General features: G+C 61.2%; 22 protein-coding genes and 1 pseudogene. 12 read left to right on the plus strand and 11 right to left on the minus strand.

Annotation, left to right across the window (positions count from 1 at the left end; all coding sequences use genetic code 11):
• Positions 1 to 142 precede the first annotated feature (142 nt).
• Positions 143 to 526, minus strand: coding sequence for a PaaI family thioesterase (locus AACY42_RS18150; RefSeq protein ID WP_092169213.1), 384 nt, complete (start codon positions 524 to 526; stop codon positions 143 to 145).
• A complete protein-coding gene (locus AACY42_RS18155) occupies positions 526 to 2,850 on the minus strand; it encodes a Tex family protein (protein WP_339481398.1) in 2,325 nt (774 codons plus the stop codon). The genes AACY42_RS18150 and AACY42_RS18155 overlap by 1 nt, the downstream gene beginning before the upstream one ends.
• Positions 2,851 to 3,207: 357 nt before the next feature.
• On the opposite strand from AACY42_RS18155, the gene ompR reads away from it, so the two are divergent.
• Both ompR and AACY42_RS18165 read left to right on the plus strand, forming a co-directional pair.
• Positions 3,208 to 3,948 carry an osmolarity response regulator transcription factor OmpR gene (ompR, locus tag AACY42_RS18160; protein WP_339481400.1) on the plus strand — a complete coding sequence of 247 codons (741 nt, stop codon included), beginning with the start codon at positions 3,208 to 3,210 and terminating at the stop codon, positions 3,946 to 3,948.
• A gap of 114 nt (positions 3,949 to 4,062) precedes the next feature.
• Positions 4,063 to 5,376 carry an ATP-binding protein gene (locus AACY42_RS18165; protein ID WP_339481402.1) on the plus strand — a complete coding sequence of 438 codons (1,314 nt, stop codon included), beginning with the start codon at positions 4,063 to 4,065 and terminating at the stop codon, positions 5,374 to 5,376.
• A gap of 89 nt (positions 5,377 to 5,465) precedes the next feature.
• Here AACY42_RS18165 and rimK read toward each other — a convergent pair whose 3' ends face one another.
• Together rimK and rimB are read right to left on the minus strand one after the other, a co-directional pair.
• The gene (rimK, locus tag AACY42_RS18170; protein ID WP_003196697.1) at positions 5,466 to 6,371 is read right to left on the minus strand and encodes a 30S ribosomal protein S6--L-glutamate ligase; all 906 of its coding nucleotides are present in this window, start codon (positions 6,369 to 6,371) and stop codon (positions 5,466 to 5,468) included.
• The gene (gene rimB, locus AACY42_RS18175; protein ID WP_445261512.1) at positions 6,368 to 6,850 is read right to left on the minus strand and encodes a retropepsin-like aspartic endopeptidase RimB; all 483 of its coding nucleotides are present in this window, start codon (positions 6,848 to 6,850) and stop codon (positions 6,368 to 6,370) included. Before rimB ends, rimK begins: the two co-directional genes overlap by 4 nt.
• Positions 6,851 to 7,086: 236 nt before the next feature.
• Here rimB and AACY42_RS18180 point away from each other — a divergent pair, with 236 nt between their 5' ends.
• From AACY42_RS18180 to AACY42_RS18190, 3 genes are all read left to right on the plus strand, one after another.
• Positions 7,087 to 7,491 carry an RNA-binding S4 domain-containing protein gene (locus AACY42_RS18180; protein ID WP_339481403.1) on the plus strand — a complete coding sequence of 135 codons (405 nt, stop codon included), beginning with the start codon at positions 7,087 to 7,089 and terminating at the stop codon, positions 7,489 to 7,491.
• Between the two features lie 254 nt (positions 7,492 to 7,745).
• The gene (gene hslO, locus AACY42_RS18185) at positions 7,746 to 8,648 is read left to right on the plus strand and encodes an Hsp33 family molecular chaperone HslO (RefSeq protein ID WP_339481404.1); all 903 of its coding nucleotides are present in this window, start codon (positions 7,746 to 7,748) and stop codon (positions 8,646 to 8,648) included.
• 178 nt (positions 8,649 to 8,826) lie between these two features.
• The gene (locus AACY42_RS18190) at positions 8,827 to 10,371 is read left to right on the plus strand and encodes a phosphoenolpyruvate carboxykinase (protein ID WP_339481406.1); all 1,545 of its coding nucleotides are present in this window, start codon (positions 8,827 to 8,829) and stop codon (positions 10,369 to 10,371) included.
• A 427-nt stretch (positions 10,372 to 10,798) separates the two neighbouring features.
• On the opposite strand, the gene AACY42_RS18200 is transcribed toward AACY42_RS18190, so the two are convergent.
• A complete protein-coding gene (locus AACY42_RS18200; protein WP_339481408.1) occupies positions 10,799 to 11,152 on the minus strand; it encodes a DUF1493 family protein in 354 nt (117 codons plus the stop codon).
• Between the two features lie 331 nt (positions 11,153 to 11,483).
• Between AACY42_RS18200 and AACY42_RS18205 the strand changes: the two genes are divergently transcribed.
• The 3 genes from AACY42_RS18205 (at position 11,484) to AACY42_RS18215 (ending at position 15,209) form a co-directional block, all read left to right on the plus strand.
• Positions 11,484 to 13,412 carry a RecQ family ATP-dependent DNA helicase gene (locus AACY42_RS18205; protein WP_339481409.1) on the plus strand — a complete coding sequence of 643 codons (1,929 nt, stop codon included), beginning with the start codon at positions 11,484 to 11,486 and terminating at the stop codon, positions 13,410 to 13,412.
• A 107-nt stretch (positions 13,413 to 13,519) separates the two neighbouring features.
• Complete coding sequence (locus AACY42_RS18210; RefSeq protein ID WP_339481410.1) at positions 13,520 to 14,746, plus strand: 3-hydroxyacyl-CoA dehydrogenase; 1,227 nt, start codon at positions 13,520 to 13,522, stop codon at positions 14,744 to 14,746.
• Between the two features lie 43 nt (positions 14,747 to 14,789).
• Positions 14,790 to 15,209: an acyl-CoA thioesterase gene (locus tag AACY42_RS18215; RefSeq protein WP_339481411.1), complete on the plus strand. Its 420-nt coding sequence runs from the start codon at positions 14,790 to 14,792 to the stop codon at positions 15,207 to 15,209.
• 79 nt (positions 15,210 to 15,288) lie between these two features.
• Here AACY42_RS18215 and AACY42_RS18220 read toward each other — a convergent pair whose 3' ends face one another.
• From AACY42_RS18220 to AACY42_RS18235, 4 genes are all read right to left on the minus strand, one after another.
• Positions 15,289 to 15,768, minus strand: coding sequence for a glycine zipper domain-containing protein (locus AACY42_RS18220; protein ID WP_339481412.1), 480 nt, complete (start codon positions 15,766 to 15,768; stop codon positions 15,289 to 15,291).
• Between the two features lie 263 nt (positions 15,769 to 16,031).
• Positions 16,032 to 18,380: an FdhF/YdeP family oxidoreductase gene (locus AACY42_RS18225; RefSeq protein WP_339481413.1), complete on the minus strand. Its 2,349-nt coding sequence runs from the start codon at positions 18,378 to 18,380 to the stop codon at positions 16,032 to 16,034.
• Complete coding sequence (fdhD, locus tag AACY42_RS18230; RefSeq protein WP_339481414.1) at positions 18,377 to 19,216, minus strand: formate dehydrogenase accessory sulfurtransferase FdhD; 840 nt, start codon at positions 19,214 to 19,216, stop codon at positions 18,377 to 18,379. The genes AACY42_RS18225 and fdhD overlap by 4 nt, the downstream gene beginning before the upstream one ends.
• Positions 19,217 to 19,309: 93 nt before the next feature.
• Entirely contained in the window at positions 19,310 to 20,197 is an 888-nt protein-coding gene (locus AACY42_RS18235; RefSeq protein WP_339481415.1) for a LysR family transcriptional regulator, read from the minus strand.
• Positions 20,198 to 20,330: 133 nt separating this feature from the next.
• Here AACY42_RS18235 and lysM point away from each other — a divergent pair, with 133 nt between their 5' ends.
• Positions 20,331 to 20,783 (plus strand): peptidoglycan-binding protein LysM, encoded by a 453-nt coding sequence (gene lysM / locus AACY42_RS18240; RefSeq protein ID WP_339481417.1) that lies wholly within the window; start codon positions 20,331 to 20,333, stop codon positions 20,781 to 20,783.
• Positions 20,784 to 20,996: 213 nt separating this feature from the next.
• Positions 20,997 to 21,109: pseudogene (locus AACY42_RS18245) on the plus strand (nucleoid-structuring protein H-NS); the annotation flags it as partial.
• 78 nt (positions 21,110 to 21,187) lie between these two features.
• Here AACY42_RS18245 and yrfG read toward each other — a convergent pair.
• Entirely contained in the window at positions 21,188 to 21,850 is a 663-nt protein-coding gene (gene yrfG / locus AACY42_RS18250) for a GMP/IMP nucleotidase (protein WP_339481419.1), read from the minus strand.
• Between the two features lie 88 nt (positions 21,851 to 21,938).
• Between yrfG and nudE the strand changes: the two genes are divergently transcribed.
• Complete coding sequence (gene nudE / locus AACY42_RS18255; protein WP_339481421.1) at positions 21,939 to 22,505, plus strand: ADP compounds hydrolase NudE; 567 nt, start codon at positions 21,939 to 21,941, stop codon at positions 22,503 to 22,505.
• Positions 22,502 to 23,329, plus strand: a complete 828-nt coding sequence (cysQ, locus tag AACY42_RS18260) for a 3'(2'),5'-bisphosphate nucleotidase CysQ (RefSeq protein ID WP_339481423.1) — start codon at positions 22,502 to 22,504, stop codon at positions 23,327 to 23,329. Before nudE ends, cysQ begins: the two co-directional genes overlap by 4 nt.
• 88 nt (positions 23,330 to 23,417) lie before the next feature.
• Here the strand turns inward: cysQ and AACY42_RS18265 are convergent, their stop codons facing one another.
• The gene (locus AACY42_RS18265; protein WP_339481425.1) at positions 23,418 to 23,873 is read right to left on the minus strand and encodes a YiiD C-terminal domain-containing protein; all 456 of its coding nucleotides are present in this window, start codon (positions 23,871 to 23,873) and stop codon (positions 23,418 to 23,420) included.
• Positions 23,874 to 23,887 lie beyond the last annotated feature (14 nt).

Genomic DNA, 23,887 nt, shown 5'->3' on the forward strand with positions numbered 1-23,887 from the left:
GAGCGAGCCTGCTCGCGATAGCGGTCTGTCAGTCAACTTTTATATTGACTGGTCCACCGCTATCGCGAGCAGGCTCGCTCCCACAAGGGGTTTCGGCGCGGCATTCATGGCATCGAAATTAACTCAAATCGATGACAGGGAGCTATAGGACAGCGAACGTGCCTTGCGCTTTTGCGACCAGTTTGTCGCCTTGCATCACCTCGGCCTCGACCACCAGCGTGCGCCGGCCGGGGTGGATGACCCGGGCGGTGCACAACACGTCGCCGTCGGACACGGCGCGAATGTAGTTGATCTTGCATTCGATGGTCGCGCTTTGCTGGTCAAAGCCATGGACGCTGGAGCAGGCCAGTCCCATGGCGATGTCCACCAGGCTGAACAGCGCGCCGCCGTGCAGCTTGCCGCCGCGATTGCGCAGCGGCGGCTCAAGGCCCAGGGCGACTTGCGCCACCCCGTCCCCAAGGCTGTGCAGACGGCAGCCAAGCAGCTTGAAAAAGGCGCTCTCCACCAACCCGGCTGGCACGTCCATCAGCGTTTCTTCAGCTGCTTGGCGTTGGCGAACAAAGAAGCCATGGCGTTGTTCGCGGGTGCCGCGGTGGCGGTTTCCTTGCGTGGCGCGGTGTTTTGCGACTGGCGTGGCGTCGAGCCAGGACGCGCACCACGGGCCCCGTCGACTTTTTCGCCCGGCGTGTCGCTCATGCGCATCGACAGGCCGACGCGTTTGCGCGGGATGTCGACTTCCATGACCTTCACTTTCACCACATCACCGGCCTTCACCGCTTCGCGCGGGTCCTTGATGAACTTCTCGGATAAGGCCGAGATGTGCACCAGACCGTCCTGGTGCACGCCGATGTCGACGAAGGCACCGAAGTTGGTGACGTTGGTTACCACACCTTCGAGGATCATGCCCGGTTGCAGGTCCTTGAGGTCTTCGACGCCGTCCTGGAACTCGGCGGTCTTGAACTCAGGGCGCGGGTCGCGGCCCGGTTTCTCCAGCTCCTGGAGGATGTCGGTGACGGTGGGCAGGCCGAAGGTTTCGTCAGTGAATTTCTTCGGATCCAGGCGTTTGAGGAACCCGGCGTCACCGATCAGCGAACGGATGTCGCGGTCGGTCTGGGCGGCGATGCTTTGCACCAGCGGGTAGGCTTCAGGGTGGACCGCCGACGAGTCCAGCGGGTTATCGCCGTTCATGACCCGCAGGAAGCCGGCGGCCTGTTCGAAGGTCTTTTCACCCAGGCGCGGGACTTTCTTCAGCGCGGCGCGGGTCTTGAACGCGCCGTGTTCGTCACGGTGGGTGACGATGTTCTGCGCCAGGGTGGCGTTCAGCCCGGAGATTCGCGCCAACAGCGCCACCGACGCGGTGTTCACGTCCACGCCCACGGCGTTCACGCAATCTTCCACCACCGCGTCCAGGCCACGGGCCAGTTTCAATTGGGAAACGTCGTGCTGGTACTGGCCGACACCGATGGATTTGGGGTCGATCTTCACCAGCTCCGCCAGCGGGTCCTGCAGGCGCCGGGCGATGGACACCGCGCCACGGATCGATACATCGAGGTCCGGAAACTCCTTGGAGGCCAGTTCCGACGCTGAGTAAACCGAAGCGCCGGCCTCGGAGACCATGACCTTGGTCATCTTCATGGCGGGGTATTTCTTGATCAGCTCGGCGGCCAGCTTGTCGGTCTCGCGGCTGGCGGTGCCGTTGCCGATGGCGATCAGGTCCACCGAATGCTTGGCGCACAGCGCGGCGAGCACGGCGAGGGTCTGGTCCCACTTGTTGTGCGGCACGTGCGGGTAGACCGTGGCGTGGTCCAGCAGCTTGCCGGTGGAGTCCACCACGGCCACCTTGCAACCGGTGCGCAGACCCGGGTCCAGGCCCAGGGTGGCGCGTGGGCCGGCCGGGGCGGCCAGCAGCAGGTCGTGCAGGTTGTGGGCGAACACGTTGATCGCCTCGGTCTCGGCGTTATCGCGCAACTCGCCCAGCAGGTCGGTTTCCAGGTGGGTGTAGAGCTTGACCTTCCAGGTCCAGCGCACCACCTCGGCCAGCCATTTGTCGGCGGCGCGATTCTGGTTCTGGATGCCGAACTGCTGGCCGACCATGCCTTCGCACGGGTGCATGGTGCCGGGCAATTGTTCACCGACTTTCAGTGCGGAGCTGAGGATGCCTTCGTTGCGGCCACGGAAAATCGCCAGGGCACGGTGGGACGGCATGCTCTTGAGCGGTTCGTCGTGTTCGAAGTAGTCGCGGAACTTCGCGCCTTCCTCTTCCTTGCCGGCGATCACCCGGGCGCTGAGAATGGCTTCCTGTTTGAGGAAGTTACGCAGTTTTTCCAGCAGGTTGGCGTCTTCGGCGAAACGCTCCATGAGGATGTACTTGGCGCCTTCCAGCGCTGCTTTCACGTCCGCCACGCCTTTTTCGGCATCGACGAAGCGCGCGGCTTCGGTTTCCGGGGCCAGGGTCGGGTCGTTGAACAAGCCGTCGGCCAGTTCGCCGAGGCCGGCTTCCAGGGCGATCTGGCCCTTGGTGCGGCGCTTTTGCTTGTAGGGCAGGTACAAGTCTTCAAGGCGGGTCTTGGTGTCGGCCAACTTGATGTCGCGCTCAAGTTGCGGGGTCAGCTTGCCCTGCTCCTGGATGCTGGCCAGGATGCTGATACGCCGTTCGTCGAGTTCTCGCAGGTAGCGCAGACGCTCTTCCAGATGACGCAATTGGGTGTCATCGAGGCTGCCGGTGACTTCTTTCCGGTAGCGGGCGATAAATGGCACCGTAGAGCCTTCATCGAGTAGCGTGACGGCCGCTTCGACCTGTTGTGGGCGTACGCCGAGTTCCTCGGCGATGCGGCTGTTGATGCTGTCCATAAAACCACCTGACAAATTGTGAAATCAGGCTCGCCACCGCGCAAACAGGGCTCGGCGAGACTGGTTGAGCGGCCTGGCGTGCGCCGCTGCCTGGGTCAACAGGCTGCCTGTTGACCCGCGAAATTCAAAAAGTGCTGCCGGGCCAAGGGGAAAAAACGATACGCCGGGATAATGATCCGACATTCCCTGGCACAAAAGGCCGCGCATTATAACCAGCGTTCCGTCCTTCGGGGGCGTCGTGGTCTGTAGGTTTGATACCCGGATTTGTGGAGCTAGAGGAAAAATCTGCTAACAATGCACACGGTGCGTATAACGGCAGCTAGGCCATAATGCGCGCCAAGATCAAAGGAGCTTCCTATGAGCAGCACCGCACAAACTGCTGAAGGCGAAAAAATTCTTATTGTTGACGACGATCCGGGGCTGAGCAGCTTGCTGGAACGCTTTTTCGTCAGCAAGGGCTACCGCGCCCGCACCGTACCGAACACCGAGCAAATGGATCGACTGCTGGCCCGTGAGGTTTTCAACCTGGTGGTGCTCGACCTGATGCTGCCCGGTGAAGACGGCCTGACAGCCTGCCGCCGCCTGCGCGGCGCCAACAACCAGATCCCGATCATCATGCTCACCGCCAAGGGCGACGAATTGAGCCGTATCAAGGGCCTTGAACTGGGTGCCGACGATTACCTGGCCAAGCCGTTCAACCCCGACGAGCTGATGGCCCGCGTCAAGGCGGTACTGCGTCGTCAGTCGGCGCCGGTGCCTGGTGCGCCGGGTAGCGAAGATGAAAGCGTGACCTTCGGCGACTATGAACTGTCCCTGGCCACTCGCGAGCTCAAGCGCGGCGATCAGGTCCACATGCTCACCACGGGTGAGTTCGCGGTGCTCAAGGCCCTGGTGATGAATGCCCGCCAGCCGCTGACCCGCGACAAATTGATGAACCTGGCCCGTGGTCGTGAATGGGATGCGCTGGAACGCTCCATTGACGTGCAGATTTCCCGCCTGCGCCGGATGATCGAACCCGATCCTTCCAAACCGCGGTATATCCAGACCGTCTGGGGAGTGGGTTATGTGTTCGTACCGGATGGCGCCGCCAGCAAGTGATCGGCGATTTGTAGGAGCGGGTGGTTTGGCCGGTTGAAATGTCTTCTTCCAGGCGACTCGCGGTCTGTCATTGTGCGAGCATCGCTCGCTCCTGCAAGTGTGTAGCGGTTATTCATGAAAACCCCCGTTTGGTTCCCCCAGAGTTTCTTCTCCCGCACCCTCTGGCTGGTGCTGATCGTCGTGCTCTTCTCCAAGGCATTGACGCTGGTGTACCTGCTGATGAACGAAGACGTTCTCGTGGACCGGCAGTACAGCCACGGTGTTGCCTTGACCCTGCGGGCCTATTGGGCGGCGGACGAAACCAACCGGGCGAAAATTGCCGAGGCGGCAACGCTGATCCGCGTCGTCGGTGCCGGCGTGCCGGAGGGCGAGCAGCACTGGCCCTACAGCGAGATCTATCAACGCCAGATGCAGGCCGAACTGGGCGCCGATACCGAGGTGCGATTGCGCATGCACTCGCCGCCGGCGCTTTGGGTGCGGGCCCCGAGCCTGGGGGATGGCTGGCTGAAAGTGCCCTTGTACCCGCATCCGCTGCGCGGCCAGAAAATCTGGAACGTGCTCGGCTGGTTCCTGGCCATCGGCCTGCTGTCGACGGCGTCGGCGTGGATCTTCGTCAGCCAGCTCAACCAGCCTCTGAAACGTCTGGTCTACGCCGCCCGCCAACTGGGCCAGGGGCGCAGCGTGCGGCTGCCCATCAGCGATACGCCCAGCGAGATGACCGAGGTCTACCGTGCCTTCAACCAGATGGCCGAGGATGTCGAACAGGCTGGGCGCGAGCGCGAACTGATGCTCGCCGGCGTCTCCCATGACCTGCGTACGCCGCTGACCCGGCTTCGGTTGTCGCTGGAGTTGATGGGCGAGCACACCGACCTGACCGATGAGATGGTCCGCGACATCGAGGACATGGACGCGATTCTCGACCAGTTCCTGGCGTTCATTCGCGACGGTCGTGACGAGTCTGTGGAGGACGTGGACCTCAGTGAGTTGGTGCGGGAGGTGGCCGCGCCCTATAACCAGAGCGATGAGAAAGTACACCTGCGCCTGGAGCCAATCCAAGCGTTCCCGTTGCGCCGCGTGTCGATGAAGCGTTTGTTGAACAACCTGATCGGCAATGCTCTGAATCACGCAGGCACTGGCGTCGAAGTCGCGGCCTATGTTTCTGGCGACACCAGCGCGCCTTACGTGGTGCTGAGCGTCTTGGACCGTGGTGCCGGCATCGATTCCTCTGAGTTGGAAGCCATTTTCAACCCCTTCACCCGCGGCGATCGTGCCCGGGGCGGGAAGGGTACGGGGTTGGGCCTGGCCATCGTCAAGCGCATCGCCTCGATGCACGGCGGCAACGTCGAGCTGCGTAACCGCGTCGGTGGCGGGCTGGAAGCTCGGGTGCGATTGCCGTTGGGTTTGATGTTGCCTCGGGATGCGGTGTAGCGGTCTCTCTCAAGTCAGACAGAGAACCTGTGGGAGCCGAGCAAGCTCGGCTCCCACAAAGGCACACTCCCAAAGGGTTTTGTGTTGCGTTAACCCTTGCCCTTGGTCCGGGTCATGTTCGGCCCGCCATTCTTTTCCAAATGCTCGATGATGATCCCTGCCACGTTCTTGCTCGTGGTGGTCTCGATCCCTTCCAGGCCTGGCGAAGAGTTGACTTCCATCACCAGCGGCCCGTGGTTTGAGCGCAGGATGTCTACACCTGCCACGGCCAGGCCCATGACTTTTGCGGCCCGCAGGGCGGTCATGCGTTCTTCCGGCGTGATCTTGATCAGGCTGGCACTGCCGCCGCGATGCAGGTTGGAGCGGAACTCTCCGGGTTTGGCTTGGCGTTTCATCGAGGCAATCACCTTGTCGCCGACCACGAAGCAGCGAATGTCCGCGCCACCGGCTTCCTTGATGTACTCCTGGACCATGATGTTCTGCTTCAGGCCCATGAACGCCTCGATCACCGACTCCGCCGCCGTCGCGGTTTCACACAAGACCACGCCGATGCCCTGGGTGCCTTCCAGCACCTTGATCACCAGCGGTGCGCCGTTGACCATCGCAATCAGGTCGGGAATGTCGTCGGGGGAGTGGGCAAAACCGGTTACCGGCAGGCCAATCCCGCGCCGTGACAGCAACTGCAGCGAGCGCAGCTTGTCCCGGGAGCGGGCGATAGCCACCGACTCGTTGAGGGGAAACACCCCCATCATTTCGAACTGACGCAAAACGGCGCAGCCATAGAACGTCACCGATGCGCCGATGCGCGGGATCACCGCATCGAACCCTTCCAGCGGCTTGCCACGGTAATGAATCTGCGGTTTGTGGCTGGCAATGTTCATGTAGGCGCGCAGGGTATCGATCACCACCATTTCATGGCCTCGTTCGGTCCCGGCTTCAACCAGGCGACGAGTGGAATACAGACGCGGATTACGCGACAGCACAGCGATCTTCATGCAACACCTGTGGCAGAGGTAGTGGACGCCGGGAATGCCGGCTTGTCTTGAACGTATTTGATACCCGGATTGACCACCAGTTGGCCGTCGATCAAGGCTTTGGAACCCAGTAACAGGCGGTATCGCATGGACTTGCGGCAGGCAAGGGTGAACTCGACCCGCCAGACCCGATCACCCAGTGCCAGCGTGGTGCTGATCACGTAGCGGACCTGAGCGTGGCCGTTGGAGCTTTTTATTGTCTTGCGGGCCACCAGCGGGGCTTCGCAGCGGCGATGGCGCAACTGCACCACGGTGCCGAGGTGCGCAGTGAAGCGCACCCACTTTTCGCCATCGCGCTCGAACGGCTCGATGTCAGTGGCATGCAGGCTGGAGGTGCTGGCGCCGGTGTCGATTTTTGCCCGCAGGCCCACGACTCCCAGATCCGGGAGCGCCACCCACTCGCGCAGACCGACAACGGTCAAATGGTCAAAAGTCTTCAATAAAAAAACCTGCGATCAGTACATCGGATCGTGGACTCCGCGAATCGCGGTATTCACGCAGAATAATCACAAAATGGCGACAGTTATCTACGCACTTGTTTGTGCTTGTGACCGATTCCGAGCCAAGCCATGGGTGTGGACGCGGTTTGGCGGGCATTCTATCCGTAGGGCCGGATTCGTGCGCTCGTCAAAAACGGTAGTACAGTTGCGGCTATTGGCAGAAAAGAGGAATGGCAGTGGCACAAAAAAAGGAAGAGGACGACAAGGTCCGTCTCGATAAATGGTTGTGGGCGGCGCGATTCTACAAGACACGGGCCCTGGCCAAGACCGCCATCGAAAGCGGCAAGGTCCATCACCGGGGAGAGCGTTGCAAGCCGGGTAAGGAGCCACGCGTTGGCGATGAGTTTGTCATCCGTATTGGCTTCGATGAAAAGACCGTGGTGGTCGAAGCCCTGTCGATCGTGCGTCGCGGCGCGCCTGAAGCGCAGGCACTGTATCGCGAAACCGAAGCCAGCATCGCCAAGCGTGAAACCGCTGCCGCGCAACGCAAGGCCGGCGCCCTGGGGGTCAGCACCGACGGCAAGCCGAGCAAGAAGCAGCGCCGGGACCTGTTCAAGTTTCATGGCAGCAACAGTGAATAAAGCACCGTCATCCCGCTGGGCGCTGTAGGAGCTGGCGAAGCCTGCGATCTTTTGATCTTTCGCTTGAGATTCAATTGTCTGGGGAAAGATCGCAGCCTCGTTGCACTCGACAGCTCCTACGCCAGTACCTCCGATCCAGCGGGAGCAAGCTTCAGTACCTTCCTGTCAGACAAACCCAAGCCTTGCTTGGAACCCACCCTGAATGCCCATAAAATGCCTGCCATCATTTGTCATCACCTCAGATACCAGACCCTATGACTGATTTACCGGATACCGACTACACCCAACGTTTCATCTTCGATGACAGCGACGCCCGTGGCGAGCTGGTGGCGTTGGAGCGTAGCTACGCCGAAGTCCTCGCCAAGCACGCCTATCCGGAGCCGGTCGCACAATTGCTCGGCGAGCTGATGGCGGCTGCGGCGTTGTTGGTGGGCACCTTGAAGTTCGATGGCTTGCTGATTCTCCAGGCACGCTCCGAAGGGCCGGTGCCGCTGCTGATGATCGAGTGCTCCAGCGAACGTGAGATCCGTGGCCTGGCCCGTTATCACGCCGAGCAGATCGCGCCCGACGCGACCCTGGCCGACATGATGCCCGACGGCGTGCTGGCCCTGACGGTCGACCCTACCCATGGCAAGCGCTACCAGGGCATCGTCGATCTCGATGGCGCGACCCTGGCTGAATGCTTCACCAACTACTTCGTCATGTCCCAACAGACCAATACCCGCTTCTGGCTCTACGCCGACGGGCGGCGCGCTCGTGGTTTGCTGCTGCAACAATTGCCTGCCGATCGCCTGCGCGACCCGGAAGAACGTGACGCCAGTTGGCAGCACGTCACCGCTCTGGCCAGCACCCTGAGCGCCGATGAGCTGTTGAGCCTGGACAACGAAACCGTGCTGCATCGCCTCTATCACGAGGAGCAGGTACGTTTGTTCGACGGACAGCCGTTGCGCTTCCAATGCAGTTGCTCTCGTGAACGTTCCGCCAATGCGCTGGTCAGTCTGGGTCTGGAAGATGCGCAGCAACTGGTGATCGAGCATGGCGGCGCCATCGAGATCGATTGCCAGTTTTGCAACGAGCGCTACCTGTTCGACGCGGCGGACATCGCGCAGTTGTTCGCCGGTGCGGGTGTCGACACACCGTCAGATACTCGTCACTAAAACGTTTCAGCGCAGGTAAATCTCCTGGCAAACGCCGGGTTTACGCCGTACTGACGGGAGGGCCCTACTCTTTTTGGGGTTTTCTGGCATAATCCGGCCCACTTTTTTCGGGTAGTAGTGCGCGACTTCCTACTACAAAACGTTTGGAGCACTCGGCCACGGGCCGACGGGGAATCTCATGACGCAAGCCAATAACGCCGTGTACACCGATCTGAGTGTCGATGATCTGGTCAAAGAAGCCCTGAATCGCGGTGAAGGCGAGCTTGCCGATACTGGCGCGCTGGTTGTTCGTACCGGTCATCGTACTGGTCGCTCGCCAGTCGACCGTTTCATTGTGGAAGAGCCAACCACCCAGGACGCCATCGCCTGGGGCCCGATCAACCGCAAGTTCCCGGCCGACAAGTTCGACGCCCTGTGGAACCGCGTCGAAGCCTACCTGGGCGAGCGCGAGCGTTTTGTATCCCACGTACATGTAGGCTCCGATCCTGCGCACTACCTGCCGGTCAAGATGACCACCGAGACCGCGTGGCACAACCTGTTCGGCCGTTGCCTGTTCATCAACCCCGAGCAATACAACGCCGGCGGCAAGGATGAATGGCAGATCCTCAACGCGCCGAATTTCGTCTGCGAGCCTGAGCGCGACGGCACCAACTCCGATGGCACCGTGATCATCAACTTTGCGGCCAAGAAAGTGCTGATCGCCGGCATGCGTTACGCCGGTGAAATGAAGAAAGCCCTGTTCTCCGTGCAGAACTTCCTGCTGCCAGCTGTTGACGTGCTGCCGATGCACTGCGCCGCCAACATGGGCGAAGAGGGCGATGTGACCCTGTTCTTCGGCCTGTCGGGCACCGGCAAGACCACCCTGTCCGCCGACGAAAGCCGTTACCTGATCGGTGACGACGAGCACGGCTGGGGCGTGGGCGTGGTCTTCAACATCGAAGGCGGCTGCTATGCCAAGTGCATCGACCTGTCCGAGAAGAACGAGCCGGTCATTTGGAAAGCCATCCAGCACGGCGCCGTCCTGGAAAACGTCGTCATCGACCCGATCACCAAGAAAGCCGACTACGCCGACGACAGCCTGACCCAGAACAGCCGCGCCGCCTACCCGCGTGAGCTGATCGAAAAACGCGCACCGAAAAACCTCGGTGGCGAGCCAAACGCCGTGATCTTCCTGACCTGCGACCTGACCGGTGTACTGCCGCCGGTGTCGATCCTCAGCGAAGAACAAGCCGCGTATCACTTCCTGTCCGGCTACACCGCACTGGTGGGCTCGACCGAAATGGGTTCGGGCAGCGGTATCAAGTCGACCTTCTCCACCTGCTTCGGCGCCCCGTTCTTTCCGCGCCCGGCCGGTGAATACGCTGAGCTGCTGATCAAGCGCATCCGTGGTTTCGGCTCCAAGGTCTACCTGGTCAACACCGGCTGGACCGGCGGCGGCTACGGCGTTGGCAAGCGCTTCAACATCCCGACCACCCGTGCGGTGATCGCAGCGATCCAGAGCGGCGCGCTGATTGGTGCTGAAACCGAACACCTGGACATCATCAACCTGGACGTGCCGCTGGCGGTTCCAGGCGTCGAGACTGGTTTGTTGAACCCGCGCAACACCTGGGCCGACAAAGTGGCCTACGACGAAGCGGCCAAGGCATTGGCCGGTCTGTTCACCGAGAACTTCAAGAAGTTCGACGTGAGCGACGCGATCAAGGCGGCGGGTCCACAGCTGTAAGGCTTGGTTAGCGAATGAAAAAGCCGCCCTGATCAGGGCGGCTTTTTTGTGGCAACTATTTTGTGTGTGAAAGGTGTAACGCGGACGCCATATTGTCCTGCTCACGCCTGGACAGTCCCAATGCCCCAGCCAGTACGGGCCTGGCTAACCACCTCTTGAAGCCGTGCAATGATGTCCAGGGCATCCGCGTGGTTGACCCGAAAATACCCAGCCGCCTCTAGCGCGAGCTCCAGATCCAGAGCGTTGTCCGCATCGGTGATGTTGAGTTTCAGCCCATTGGCGTGTGGCACAGGGGTGCATGTCGTAGGCGGGGGCTGGCGCCATCCTCCTGCGAGGCTTATGAACGTCGACCTAGAGTAACTGCCATTATTGCACCTGAAATAGAGAACTACAGTCAGAATAATGCCACTTATGCCGTCCAGGTTGACTAGGCCCCTTCTACTTCCCGCGTATCCCATCGTTGTGCCTTGATCGCCTTGTAAAGCATGCCGATGCTCAGTGGCATCTTGTTCCCACGGCCCTTGGTCCTGCGCTTTTGAAACACATCAAAACCCTCAGGCTGAAAATAGCGGTAGGCGTCGTAGTCGATGAGCTCGATGGCGAACCGCTCCTCCAATGCCTCCATCAGATGCCGGGCATCCGCGCCATCGCAACCCAAGTCGAGATTGATCGCCGTGTCCAGGCGGATGGTCTTGCGTTCCGGTAGGCCGATCTCTTCGTGCAGCAGTTCCATGAGCTGGCGCATGGCGTGATCGTCGGGGAAGTCTGGGGCGAAGTGCATGGCGAGGTTTCCGGGAGGTTGGCGCGTGTCTGTATGGTAGGAAAGTTTAGGGGGAAATCGCAGCCCATTGGAAAAGAAGAAAGGTCTCACAGCAGTCTCGGAACCGTCTGCTGAGTATTGCTTTGGTCGCCCGGTAAGGCTCGCCGCGCCACCAACCACCAAGGCAGCGAGGCGGTAGATTTCTTCGCATTTCCCGTGGTCTATTTCCTGAACCAAACGTTAGGCACCAGGCTGTATCATCCCGTATCGTTTTTGACCCCGACCTTTTCTCGACTCGCTGCATTGTCCCACTAGGCTTTGGGCATCGCAGCAGTCAAAGGAGCGACCGCGCATGCACAGCACCCTGGAACAGGTTTTCGGTTATCCACAGTTTCGTCCCGGTCAGGAGGCGGCCATCGGCGCCGTGCTGGCCGGTCGGTCGGCGGCGGCCATTTTCCCCACCGGCTCGGGCAAGTCCCTGTGTTATCAATTGTCGGCCCTGCTCTTGCCGCACCTGACCCTGGTGGTCTCACCGTTGCTGGCGCTGATGCAGGACCAGTTGGCGTTCCTCAAGCGCCACGGCATCGCGGCGGCCAGTATCGATTCGGCCCAGGGCCGTGACGAAACCAACGATGCCATGGCGCGAGCCCGGTCGGGCGAGTTGAAGATCCTGATGATTTCCGTGGAGCGCCTGAAGAATGAGCGCTTTCGCAATTTCTTGCAGCAGGTGCCGATTTCGTTGCTGGTGGTGGACGAGGCCCACTGCATTTCGGAATGGGGGCATAACTTTCGACCTGACTACCTCAAGCTTCCCGACTACCAGCGTGAGTTCAATGTTCCTCAGGTATTGCTGCTGACGGCCACCGCCACACCCAAAGTCATCGCTGACATGCAGGCGAAATTCGCCATCGCCGCCGTCGATGTGGTGACGACCGGTTTCTACCGCCCGAACCTCAATCTGCTGGTCGAGCCCGTGCGGGGTGCCGACAAGCGCGCACGGCTGGTGCAATGGCTGGGCGAGCGTGCCGGGCAGCCGAGCATCGTCTACGTGACCTTGCAGCGAACCGCCGAGCAGATCGCCGAACACCTGGGCCGGCACGGTATAGAGGCCGAGGCCTATCACGCCGGTTTGCCCCATGAACAACGTGAAGCCATCCAGCGGCGGTTCATGGGCGGGCAATCCAATTGCATCGTCGCGACCATCGCTTTCGGCATGGGCATCGACAAGAGTGACATCCGCAATGTCGTGCATTTCGACCTGCCCAAGTCCATCGAGAACTACAGCCAGGAGATCGGCCGGGCCGGGCGGGATGGGCAGCCTTCCGATTGCCTGGTGCTGGCCAACCGCGACAGTCTCAACGTGCTGGAAAACTTTGTGTATGGCGATACGCCGGAGCTTGCAGGCATTCGTTGCGTGCTCGATGAACTGAAGGCCGCCGGCCCCGATGGGCAATGGGAGTTCTTGCTGGGACCACTGGCGGACCAGAGCAACATCCGGCAACTGCCACTCAAGACGCTGCTGGTCCAGTTGGAGCTACGCGGGCTGATCGCGCCGCGCTATGCCTATTTCGCGGAGTACCGCTTCAAGTTCCTGACTGAGCCGCAAGAACTGCTGGAGCGCTTCGAAGGCGAGCGAAGGGACTTCGTCTCGGCCATCATCCAGACCTCCAGTCGCGCCCGGGCCTGGGCCACGGTGAATTTCGACGGGATGTACCAGCAGTATCACGCTGAGCGTAATCGTGTGGTCAAGGCGCTGGATTTTTTCCAGGAAAAGGGCTGGATCGAGCTGGAAAGCAAACAGATGACCGAGGTGTACAGCGTGTTGGACGCGGACCTGGATGTGCAGGTCTTGAGCGCGGAGCTACACGTCTATTTCACCCGGCACGAGCAGGGTGAAATCGCACGGATCCACGCCATGCTCGAGTTGTTCGCCACCGACCGTTGCCTGGGTTATCGCTTGGCGCAATATTTCGGCGACGACAATGCGCCACGCCAGTGTGGTCATTGCTCGGTGTGCCACGGGCATGTCGCTCGCCTGCCGGAACCACCTTCGCTGCCGGCACTTGTGGATAAAAGCTTCGAGGCGCTGTGTGGCGACTTTATCCACAAGCATGAGCAGCACAGCGGCAGCGTGCCGTCAGCAGAGCGCCTGACCCGCTTCCTGTGCGGAATCAGCGTGCCGCTGTTCACCCGATTGAAGGCACGGAAGATCGGTGGGTATGCCGCACTGGAAGCGTATCCATACGCTGAAGTTCGCCAGTGGACCCAAGCGCACCTGTGAGCTGTATCCATCCGCTGAATGCCCTTCATCACACGAATAAATTTCAAAAATATTCGCTGGCTGACTAAGGTGAAGGCTGTCTTCGGGTCGCCAACAAGAGAGCAAACATGAGCCAGACACCTTTCGATGTTCAGCGTGCCGCGGTGGTAGGTGCAGGCACCATGGGCCGGGGCATCGTGATGTGCCTGGCCAACTCGGGCGTGGCGGTGCAGTGGGTCGACAACAATCCACAGATGCTCGAGCAGGCACTGGTGGCCGTGGCCGAGACCTATGCCCATGGCGTGCGCCAGGGGCGTATCGACCAGGTCGAGGCTGACGCGCGGATCGCCCGGGTAACACGGGCGGATGATTACGCGGCGATCCGCGATGTGGACCTGGTGATCGAAGCGGTTTACGAAAACCTCGAGCTCAAACAGAAAATTTTTCGTGAGCTGGACGGCCTGCTCAAGCCCAAGGCCATCCTGGCGAGCAACACCTCGGCGCTGGACATCGATGCCATCGCGGCTGTCACCCGCCGGCCAGCCCAGGTCCTGGGCCTGCATTTCTTCAGCCCGGCGCACATCATGAAGTTGCTGGAAATCGTTCGCGGCGCACACACCTCCACAGCGGTGCTGGACGCGGCGTTGGTGCTGGGCAGGCGCATGGGCAAGGTCAGCGTTGTATCGGGCAATTGCCATGGATTCATCGGCAACCGAATGCTTCATCCTTATGTGCTGGAAGCGCGCAAGATGCTGCTGGAGGGGGCGTTCCCCCATCAGGTGGATGCGGCGTTGCAGGGCTTCGGTTTCGCCATGGGACCGTTCCGTATGTACGACGTCGTTGGCATCGATCTGGAGTGGCGCGCCCGTGAGCTGGCGGGCAAGGGCCAGGACGCGCCCGAGGTGCAGGTGGACAACCGGTTGTGCGAGTTGGGGCGGTTCGGCCAGAAAAGCGGCAATGGGTACTATCACTACGAGCCGGGCAGTCGACAGGCCGAGCATGATGTCGAGGTCGATGCGCTGGTACTAGGGGTCAGTGAAGCGCTGGGTTTCCAGCGTCGCGAGATCGGCCCGGAGGAAATCCTTGAGCGATGCTTGCTGGCGCTGGTCAACGAGGGGGTGAAAATCCTGCAGGAAGGCATTGCCGAGTCGGCCCACGATATCGACCTGGTCTACCTCAACGGCTACGGCTTCCCGGTGGACAAGGGCGGGCCGATGGCCTGGGCCGACGGGCAGGGGCTGGAGGATATCCACGCACGCCTGCTGGCGCTCGAAACGAAGCAGGGCGACCAGTGGAAGCCCGCGCGCCTGATCGGCGAGCTGGCAGCTCAGGGCAAGGGATTCGCTAACCGATAAGCCGCCATCCTCTAAACCATTGAACAACCATGAAGAGCACTTGATGCCCCAACGCAACGAATACCCACACTTGCAACCCATCACCACGCGTTGGCACGACAACGATGTGTACGGTCACGTCAATAACGTCACCTACTACAGCTTTTTCGATAGCGCAGTGAATACCTACCTGATCGAAGTCGGCGGCCTGGATATCCATGACGGAGAGGTGGTGGGGTTCGTGGTGAGTTCAGCCTGTGACTACTTTGCCTCGATCGCCTTTCCGGACCGGATTGAAATCGGCCTGCGGGTCGGCAAGCTGGGCAGCAGTTCGGTGCAGTACGAGCTGGCGGTGTTCAAGGCGGGCGAGGAGGAGGCCTGCGCGGCGGGGCGTTTTGTTCACGTATTCGTGGACCGGGCCTCGAATCGGCCGGTGGCGATTCCGGAGCGGCTACGTGGGGCTTTGGAACGGTTGGTGGTCTGAAACAAAAAATCGCAGCCTCCTGTCAGCTCTGGGAGCTGCCGGAGGCTGCGATCTTTAAACGGCGGGTATCCGTCAGCCGTTAGTCGCGGTAGTGGCGATGATGCTTTTTGCGATGCCCGTAGGCATGGCCGCGACCTGGGTGGCCATCACGGTAGTAGCGGCGGTCACCACGGCGACCGTCATAACGACGATCATCGTCATCGTCCTTGCCCATGTAGTTACCCAGGGCGCCACCAGCGCCGCCGCCCGCTGCCGCACCGATCAGGCTGCCCGTGGTACCGCCGACGCTACGACCGACCACATTACCGCCGGCTGCGCCCAGCGCGCCGCCGATAGCGGCTTCGCCGCGGCTGCGTTTGTCTGCACCGACTGCACTGCCGCCCGCACCGCCCAGCGCCGCGCCGATAGTGGAGCCGGTGTTGCCGCCCAGGGACTGGCCAACGACGGAACCCAGAACCCCGCCTAATGCGCCGCCCACACCTGCTTCGGCAGTACCACCGGCAGACGCGATGCCACTGGCCAGGCTAAGGGACAACAAGAGAATGGAGGAGAACTTCATAGAGGAGCCTCAAAGGGATGACGGCGCGATCCTGAGGCTGGCTTCGCTTGGTTACAATAGAAATCCGACGAGTAACACGACTTGTGCACAATTCGCTAAGTTATTGTTTTTCTGTGGGAACTTAAGGTGAATTGGTCGGTCTTTAGCTACTTCGGACAGGCCGTTTTCTATGGAAAACGGCCTTTTTTTTGTGTTCGAAAAGATGTGAGTGTGGGAGCAAAGCTTGCTCCCTCCCACACATCCTAATCTCCTCGTTCGTTGTGTCAGGCCGACTTGGCCAGGATCAGTCCATTCTCGCTCGCCGCTTCCAGGCGGATCGCGACGAATTTCGACGTTGGGGTGTAGCTGCCGTCACCGGTGCTTTCCAGTGGCACCAGCGGGTTCACTTCGGGGTAATAGGCCGCAGCCTGGCCGGCAGGAATGTCGAACGCCAGCAGGGTGAAGCCCTTGACCCGGCGCTCGCGACCGTCATCCCAGAGCGAAACGATGTCGGCTTTCTGTCCCGGCTTGAAGCCCAGGCGAATGATGTCTGCTTCGTTGGCAAACAACACGTCACGCTGGCCCTTCACGCCGCGATAGCGGTCATCGAGGCCATAGATGGTGGTGTTGTACTGATCGTGGGAACGCATGGACTGCATGATCAGGTCGGGCAGCTGACCGGTGGCCCGGGTGCGTTCATGCACAAGGTCGGTCGGCAACCGGTTGGGCATGAAGTTGGCGCGGCCCGAAGGGGTGCTCCAGCGCCGCGAACTGGCGCTGTTGCCCAGGTAGAACCCACCGGGGTTCTTCAGCTTTTCGTTGAAGTCCTTGAAGCCGGGTACGGTGTCGGCGATCAGGGCGCGGATGCGACTGTAGTCGGCCACCAGCCAGTTCCAGTTCACCGGACGGCGACCCAGCGTGGCGGCGGCGATGCCGGCGATGATCCACGGTTCTGAGCGCATCTGGTTCGACAGCGGCTGCAGCTGGCCCATGGAGGCATGCACCATGCTGAAGGAATCCTCCACGGTCACCGCTTGTGCACCTTCGGTTTGCAGGTCGATGTCGGTGCGACCCAGGCACGGCAGGATCAGCGCTTCCTTGCCGTGAGCCAGATGGCTGCGGTTGAGCTTGGTGCTGACCTGTACCGTCAAGTCGCAATTGGCCAGGGCCTGGAACGTTCGATGGCTGTCTGGCGTGGCTTGGGCGAAGTTGCCGCCCAGGGCGATGAACACCTTCGCCTGGCCGGCGGCCATGGCGTGGATCGCCTCGACCACATTGTGGCCGTTTTCACGCGGTACCTTGAATTGGAAACGCCGCTCCAGCGAATCGAGGAACGCCGCTGGCGGACGCTCGTTGATGCCCATGGTCCGATCGCCCTGGACGTTGCTGTGGCCGCGCACCGGACACAGGCCTGCGCCCGGCCGGCCGATGTTGCCGCGCAGCATCATCACGTTGGCGATTTCCTGGATGGTCGCCACCGAATGACGGTGCTGGGTGATGCCCATCGCCCAGCACATGATCACGTTCTTGCTCTTGGCGTACATGCGTGCCGCTTGCTCGATGTCGAGCAAGGTCATGCCCGATTGCTCGACGATCTGTTCCCACGGTGTGTCGTCGACGGCAGCCAGGTAACCCAGCACGTTGGTGCTGTGCTCATTGAGGAACGCGTGGTCGAACACCGCCGCCGCGCCGGTGTTCTGCGCTTCGCGCTCCCACTGCAGCAGGAACTTCGCCATGCCGCGCAAGATCGCCATGTCGCCACCCAGGGCCGGTCGGAAATAGGCGGTGTTGGTCGGCTTATTGCCGTTGGTGAGCATTTCGATCGGGCTCTGTGGATGCTGGAAACGTTCCAGGCCACGCTCCTTGAGCGGGTTGATGCAGATCACTTGGGCGCCGCGTTTCACCGCCTCGCGCAGTGGTTCGAGCATCCGCGGATGGTTGGTCCCGGGGTTCTGGCCCCAGACGAAAATCGCGTCGGCGTGCTCGAAATCGTCGAAGGTCACCGTGCCCTTGCCCACGCCCACGCTCTGGGACAGCGCTACGCCGCTGGCCTCGTGGCACATGTTCGAGCAGTCGGGGAAGTTGTTGGTGCCGTAGGCGCGCACGAACAGCTGATACAAGTAGGCCGCTTCGTTGCTGGCCCGGCCCGAGGTGTAGAACTCGGCTTGATTGGGGCTGGACAAGCCTTGCAGGTGCTTGCCGATCAGGTCAAACGCCACTTCCCAACTGACGGGTTTGTAGCGGTCGGTTTCGGCGTCGTAGCGCATGGGCTCGGTCAGGCGACCCTGGTACTCGAGCCAGTAGTCGCTCTGCTCCAGCAGCGAGCTCACGCTGTGCTTGGCGAAAAATGCACCATCGACGCGGCGCTTGGTGGCTTCCCAGTTCACGGCCTTGGCGCCGTTCTCACAGAACTTGACCACGCCGCTCTCCGGCGAGTCCCCCCAGGCACAGCCCGGGCAGTCAAAACCGCCATTCTGGTTGGTCTTGAGCATCATGCGGATGTTTTTCAGCGCATTGTCGCTGGTCAACCAGGCCTGAGCGACGCTGATCAGCGCACCCCAGCCACCGGCTGGGCCTTTGTAGGGCTTGTAGCGCGGTACGGGTTTCTGGTCGGCTTGTTGATGATTGCTCACGCTTGTTTCTCCATCGCAGGGCTGTAGACCCGCGGCGCACTTTTTTGCGGTAGGTGGATGAGGTTGAGGTTGTGTTGGCGGGCCCACTGCGCCGCAAGGCCGGTGGGTGACGACAGGCTGACCAGGGTCTGGATGCCGGCCCGCAGGACTTTCTGGATCAGTTCGAGGCTGCAACGGCTGGTGACAATCGCCACGCCGCCGGCCACCGGGATCTGCTGCCGGATCAATGCGCCGATCAGCTTGTCGAGGGCGTTGTGTCGGCCAATGTCTTCGCGCCCCAGCAGCAATTCGCCCTGGGCGTTCATGAACAACGCGGCGTGGACTGCGCCGCAGTATTGGCCCAGGGGCTGGAACTGGCTGATACGGTCACGCAGGCCATCGAGCCATTGCGCCGGTGGCAGCGGTGCGCCGGGCAGGACCTTGAGGTTTGGCAATGCCTGTTCCACCGCTTCCACACCGCACAACCCGCAGCCACTGGTGCCCGTCAACTGCCGGCGTTGCTGCTTGAGGTTCCAGAAGGCGCGGTTGGCGATGGTCACCTCGGCATGGTGCGCAGCCCCCGTGCCGCTCAGTTGCAGGTCATAGATATCCGCTGCGTCTTCGATGATGCCGCTGCCGAGGCTGAAGCCGACGATGAAGTCTTCAAGGTCGGTGGGGGTGACCAGCATGACTGCCTGGCTGATGCCGTTATAGGCAATCGCCAGCGCCACCTCCTCGGCCAGCGCGGTGCTGTCCGAACGGGAGTGGTCCAGATTGCAGTAGCGATAGCTCTGGCTGGCGGCTGGCGCGGACGTTTCCATCGCTGGCGCTGGACTGACCGGAGGCTTGTCGTTCATAGGTATCACTGAAAGTAGGAATAGTGATAAGACTAAATGCGGCAATCTGCCACGTCTAATCGCTATTACTGATCTCTCAATAGATGACGTCGATCAAGATGGTGTCGATGATTTCTGGTAGAGGGCAAAACAGGCTTCTGCCAAGGCCGAGCGTGGGGCGCCGCGTCGCATGATCAGGCCCAGGGGGACCAACGTCTGCGCGCTGTCGATGGGCTGGATGCGCAAGTCTTCGGTCAGCACATTCAGGCCGCTGTCCAGGGGCATCACCGCGCAACACAGTCCGCCGTGCACAGCTTGTAACAATTGATGCACCGCATCGGTTTGCAACAGCGGTTGAGGCATGAGGCCGCGGCTGTGGAAGTTGTGGTCGATGGATTGGCGAAAGTGCATGCCGCTGGTGAGCATACCCAGGGGGACTTCGATCAGTGCTTCCCAGCTCAGCGGTTGTTCACCGAAAAAGAAAAAGCGCTGGTCGTAGAGCAGGCCCATGCGGGTGTGGCTGAAGGGCAGGGCTTCGAAACGTTCGTTGTCCAGGCGTTCCAGGTAGGAAACACCCAGGTCGATACGGTTGTTGGCCAGCTGTTCAAGGATGCCTTCGGAGCTCAGGGAGGACAGTTCGAAACGCAGGCTCGGGTGCTCGGCATGTAAACGCTGCATCATTGCCAGGGGGGCGAAATCCGACAACGGCACCACGCCCAGGCGCAGCGTACCCACCAGGTTGCCACGACAGGCCGCCGCTTCGGCCTGCAGCCCGTCATAGGCCGCCAGCACCGTGCGTGCCCAGGCCAGCACCCGTTCCCCCGGCGCGGTGAAACCTTCAAAGCGCTGGCCGCGGTTGACCAGCGGCAGATCGAGTTCTTCTTCAAGGCTGCGCAGGCGCATCGACAAGGTCGGCTGCGTGATATGACAGCGTGCGGCGGCCTGGCCGAAGTGACGGGTTTCGTCCAGCGCGATCAGAAATTTCAGCTGCTTGATGTCCATCTTCGCTCCAGGGCGCAGGAAGGTTCGGATTCTAGCGCTTGCGCGTAGCGGGGTCATTGGTCGGTTGGGAACCAGGTTCGTTTCGCCTGGTCTAGTCTTTGCGTCTGGACACTTAAATCAAGGAGCGTGCGCCATGAGTATTTTTAGTTTTGTGAAGGAAGCGGGGGAAAAGCTGATCGACCTGCTGACCCCCGGCAATGCCAATGCCAGCGAACAACTGAAAGCGCATATTGAAAAGGTTGGCCTGGGTAATCCAAATGTCCAGGCGACCATTGACGGTGACAAAGTCATCGTCACCGGTGAAGTAGCGAGCCAGGAAGAGAAGGAAAAGATCCTGTTGGCGGTGGGCAATATCGCCGGTGTCGGCAGCGTTGACGACCAGATCACGGTGACTGGCCCGGTGGCACAGTCGGCGCGTTTCGTGACCGTGAAGAAGGGCGACACGCTTAGCGCCATCTCCAAGGCCGAGTACGGCGACGCGAACAAGTACAACAAGATCTTCGAGGCCAACAAACCGATGCTGTCGCACCCGGACAAGATCTATCCGGGGCAGGTGTTGCGTATCCCGAGTAACCTTCAGGCCTGACAGCCAGGATGTTGTTGATCGAGTGCATATCCATTGCTGCGGTAATGGCGGCTTATGGTTGCGCTCTTACAACGGGTCACTTTTGAAGAGCCCGGAAGCCGGCCCAGTCAAAAGTCACCAAAAAGGCTCTTGGCCCACCACTCGGCACCTCGCCTAGGCTCGGTGTGCTCGAACGAAGGCGTTGTTCCGTGGGCCCGCCGCGAAGGGCCTTCCATGGCTCAGCGCGGCCATCCCGGCATCCATGCCGGGATGGCCACTCCACAGTGCCTGCGTTCGGCCAGCGTGGTTAACGGGGCGCCGGGATCAACGTCCGCCGCGAGGCGGCCTTAAAGCCGGCCTATTTCTCCAACCGTGCCCCGATCCAACTGTGGGAGCGAGCCTGCTCGCGATGAATGCGGCGCGGTTCAAAGCCCGGCAATCAAGTCCCGATAATCCCCCAACGCGTCAAACTCCCCCGTTTCCTTCGGCCCTTTGCGGCTATCCGGTTCGCTCACGGCCAGCAAATGCGCCACGCCGAAGTCCCGGGCGCTGCGCAGCACTGCCAGAGTGTCGTCGATGAACAGGCTGCGGGCCGGGTCGAAATTCAAGTCGGCTTGCAGCGCGTCCCAGAACTGCGGGTTTTCCTTGGGAAAGCCGTAGTCGTGGGAACTGATCAAACGGTCGAAGTAAGGGGCCAACTCGATGCGTTCCAGCTTCAGGGACAATGAATCGCGGTGGGCGTTGGTGATCATCACCACGCGTTTACCAGCCTGCTGGATCGCCGCCAGGAAGGTATCGGCGTCCGGGCGCAAGGCGATCAGGTGTGCGGTTTCCAGCTTCAGTTCGCGCACCGGCAGTTTCAATTCGGTGCTCCAGAAATCCAGGCAATACCATTGCAACTGGCCGGCGTTGCGCTCGAACAGCGGCTGCAGCTCCATCTCGGCCATCGCCCGGCTCACGCCATGCAGTTCGGCGTAGCGCTGGGGCAGGTGTTCGAGCCAGAAATGGTTGTCGTAATGCAGGTCCAGCAGCGTGCCGTCCATGTCCAGCAGAACCGTATCGATCTCATGCCAGGGCAGCAAAGCCATAAAACTTCTCCAGCGGTAATCGGATATCCGACACAAACAATCAGAATAGGCCGGGTATAGTAGCTCGCTATCGCCCAGGGAGCCGTTTATGCGCCAGAAACCCACCATACTCGATCGCCAGATTGTCGCTACCACTCGTCTGTTTTGCGTGGAGGAACTGAAATTGCGGTTTTCCAACGGTGTGGAGCGCACCTATGAACGTCTGGCGAGCAAGGGGGCGGGCTACGGCGCGGTGATGATCGTGGCGATGCTCGATGCCGACCACGCGGTGTTGGTGGAAGAGTATTGCGGTGGCACCGACGCCTACGAACTGTCCCTGCCCAAGGGCTTGATCGAGCCAGGTGAAGACGTGCTGGCGGCGGCCGAACGGGAGCTCAAGGAAGAGGCCGGTTTCGGTGCGTGTCAGTTGGAACACCTGACCGAACTGTCGCTGTCCCCCGGTTACATGAGCCAGAAGATCCAGGTGGTGCTGGCGACTGACTTGTATGAAGAGCGGCTTGAGGGTGACGAGCCCGAGCCGATGCGCGTGGACAAGGTCAACCTGCGTGAGCTGTCGGCCCTGGCACAGAACCCGCAGTTCACGGAAGGCCGGGCGTTGGCGGCGCTCTACCTGGCCCGTGACCTGTTGACCCAGCGTGGAGCGTTCCTGTCATGACTTTCCCCCATCCGTTGATGGCCCCTGTGGTCGAGCTGGCGCTCCAGGCCGGTGAGGCGATCCTGCCGTTCTGGCGCGCCAACGTGCAGGTCAACCACAAGGCCGACGAGTCGCCGGTGACCGCCGCAGACATGGCCGCTCATGATGTGATCGTGGCCGGGCTGATGGCGCTGGCCCCGGATATTCCGATCCTCTCCGAAGAAGACGCCGATATTGCCCAAAGCGTGCGCGCCGGCTGGCATCGCTGGTGGCTGGTGGACCCGTTGGATGGCACCAAGGAATTCATTTCCGGCAGCGAGGAGTTCACCGTCAACATCGCGTTGGTGGAGCAGGGCCGTGTGGTGTTTGGCGTGGTGTCGATGCCCACCAATGGGCGCTTTTACGTCGGCGGCGCAGGGCTGGGTGCCTGGCGTGGCGACAAGGGGGGCGTGCCTTTGCCTATCGCGGTTCGTGAGGTCTTGGCGCCGGGAGAAGCCTTCACCGTGGTTGCCAGTCGCCGGCACACCAGCCCTGAGCAGGAACGCCTGCTGAATGGCTTGAGCGGGAGCCTGGGTGAGCTGCAACTGACCAGTATTGGCAGTTCGTTGAAGTTTTGCCTGGTGGCCGAAGGCGCGGCGGATTGCTATCCACGGCTGGCGCCGACCTCCCAGTGGGACACCGCCGCCGCCCAGGGTGTATTGGAAGGTGCGGGTGGCGAGGTGTTGGACTTGAGCGGCGAACCGTTCAGTTACCCACCGCGTGAGTCGCTGTTGAATACGTCGTTCCTGGCGTTGCCGGCGAAAGCGGCGTGGCGTGGAAAGTTGTTGGAACTCGCCCGCTCTTAAGCCCGGCTCGATCCTTTGTGGCGAGGGAGTTGTGGGAGTCAAGCTTGCTCCCACACAAGGGTGCCGGGCCACAGGGGCATGCGCTGTTTTAGCGGTGCAACACGTACTGCCCCTCAAACTGCACTGCCACGTCTTCGCTCCCGGTATTCATCACCCGCGTCTGCAACGCCAGCCGCGCCCGGCCGTAACGCCGGTAGGTGGCCAGGAAGCGCTTCCAGACCTTTTCCTCGGGCGCTTGGCAGACGACGGTCGCATCGCGGGTCACCGGCAGCGGATAGCTGATCTGCCCTTCCTGAATCACGATATGCCCGTCTTCGATGCCTTCCTCACGCAGGGCCAAGTGCAGCCAGCCCCAGCCACCGAGCACCGCGCCGCAATACAGGCTGCCACCGAACATGGTGCTCTTGTGGTTGACGTTGGCTGCAAGTGGCAAGGACAGGTGCAGTTGCCGGGCCTGCCAATCGAGTACCTTGAGGCCCATGTCCCGGGTCAAGGGGATGTCGTGGTGCAGGATTGATTCCAGGTAACGACTGTCGCGGTTCATTACGGGGCCTTTTG

Origin of the sequence: Pseudomonas sp. RL_5y_Pfl2_73 (assembly GCF_963970515.1) — a bacterium.
Taxonomy (GTDB): Bacteria; Pseudomonadota; Gammaproteobacteria; order Pseudomonadales; family Pseudomonadaceae; genus Aquipseudomonas.

Excerpts from the sequence above, each read along its gene's own strand:
- ompR (WP_339481400.1), top strand. The coding sequence starts at position 3,208 with ATGAGCAGCACCGCACAAACTGCTGAAGGCGAAAAAATTCTTATTGTT.
- hslO (WP_339481404.1), top strand. The coding sequence starts at position 7,746 with ATGACTGATTTACCGGATACCGACTACACCCAACGTTTCATCTTCGAT.
- AACY42_RS18150 (WP_092169213.1), bottom strand. The coding sequence starts at position 526 with ATGGACGTGCCAGCCGGGTTGGTGGAGAGCGCCTTTTTCAAGCTGCTT.
- fdhD (WP_339481414.1), bottom strand. The coding sequence starts at position 19,216 with ATGAACGACAAGCCTCCGGTCAGTCCAGCGCCAGCGATGGAAACGTCC.
- AACY42_RS18190 (WP_339481406.1), top strand. The coding sequence starts at position 8,827 with ATGACGCAAGCCAATAACGCCGTGTACACCGATCTGAGTGTCGATGAT.
- AACY42_RS18200 (WP_339481408.1), bottom strand. The coding sequence starts at position 11,152 with ATGCACTTCGCCCCAGACTTCCCCGACGATCACGCCATGCGCCAGCTC.
- nudE (WP_339481421.1), top strand. The coding sequence starts at position 21,939 with ATGCGCCAGAAACCCACCATACTCGATCGCCAGATTGTCGCTACCACT.
- yrfG (WP_339481419.1), bottom strand. The coding sequence starts at position 21,850 with ATGGCTTTGCTGCCCTGGCATGAGATCGATACGGTTCTGCTGGACATG.
- cysQ (WP_339481423.1), top strand. The coding sequence starts at position 22,502 with ATGACTTTCCCCCATCCGTTGATGGCCCCTGTGGTCGAGCTGGCGCTC.
- AACY42_RS18220 (WP_339481412.1), bottom strand. The coding sequence starts at position 15,768 with ATGAAGTTCTCCTCCATTCTCTTGTTGTCCCTTAGCCTGGCCAGTGGC.
- AACY42_RS18235 (WP_339481415.1), bottom strand. The coding sequence starts at position 20,197 with ATGGACATCAAGCAGCTGAAATTTCTGATCGCGCTGGACGAAACCCGT.
- AACY42_RS18155 (WP_339481398.1), bottom strand. The coding sequence starts at position 2,850 with ATGGACAGCATCAACAGCCGCATCGCCGAGGAACTCGGCGTACGCCCA.
- rimK (WP_003196697.1), bottom strand. The coding sequence starts at position 6,371 with ATGAAGATCGCTGTGCTGTCGCGTAATCCGCGTCTGTATTCCACTCGT.
- AACY42_RS18165 (WP_339481402.1), top strand. The coding sequence starts at position 4,063 with ATGAAAACCCCCGTTTGGTTCCCCCAGAGTTTCTTCTCCCGCACCCTC.
- AACY42_RS18210 (WP_339481410.1), top strand. The coding sequence starts at position 13,520 with ATGAGCCAGACACCTTTCGATGTTCAGCGTGCCGCGGTGGTAGGTGCA.
- AACY42_RS18205 (WP_339481409.1), top strand. The coding sequence starts at position 11,484 with ATGCACAGCACCCTGGAACAGGTTTTCGGTTATCCACAGTTTCGTCCC.
- AACY42_RS18215 (WP_339481411.1), top strand. The coding sequence starts at position 14,790 with ATGCCCCAACGCAACGAATACCCACACTTGCAACCCATCACCACGCGT.
- AACY42_RS18265 (WP_339481425.1), bottom strand. The coding sequence starts at position 23,873 with ATGAACCGCGACAGTCGTTACCTGGAATCAATCCTGCACCACGACATC.
- lysM (WP_339481417.1), top strand. The coding sequence starts at position 20,331 with ATGAGTATTTTTAGTTTTGTGAAGGAAGCGGGGGAAAAGCTGATCGAC.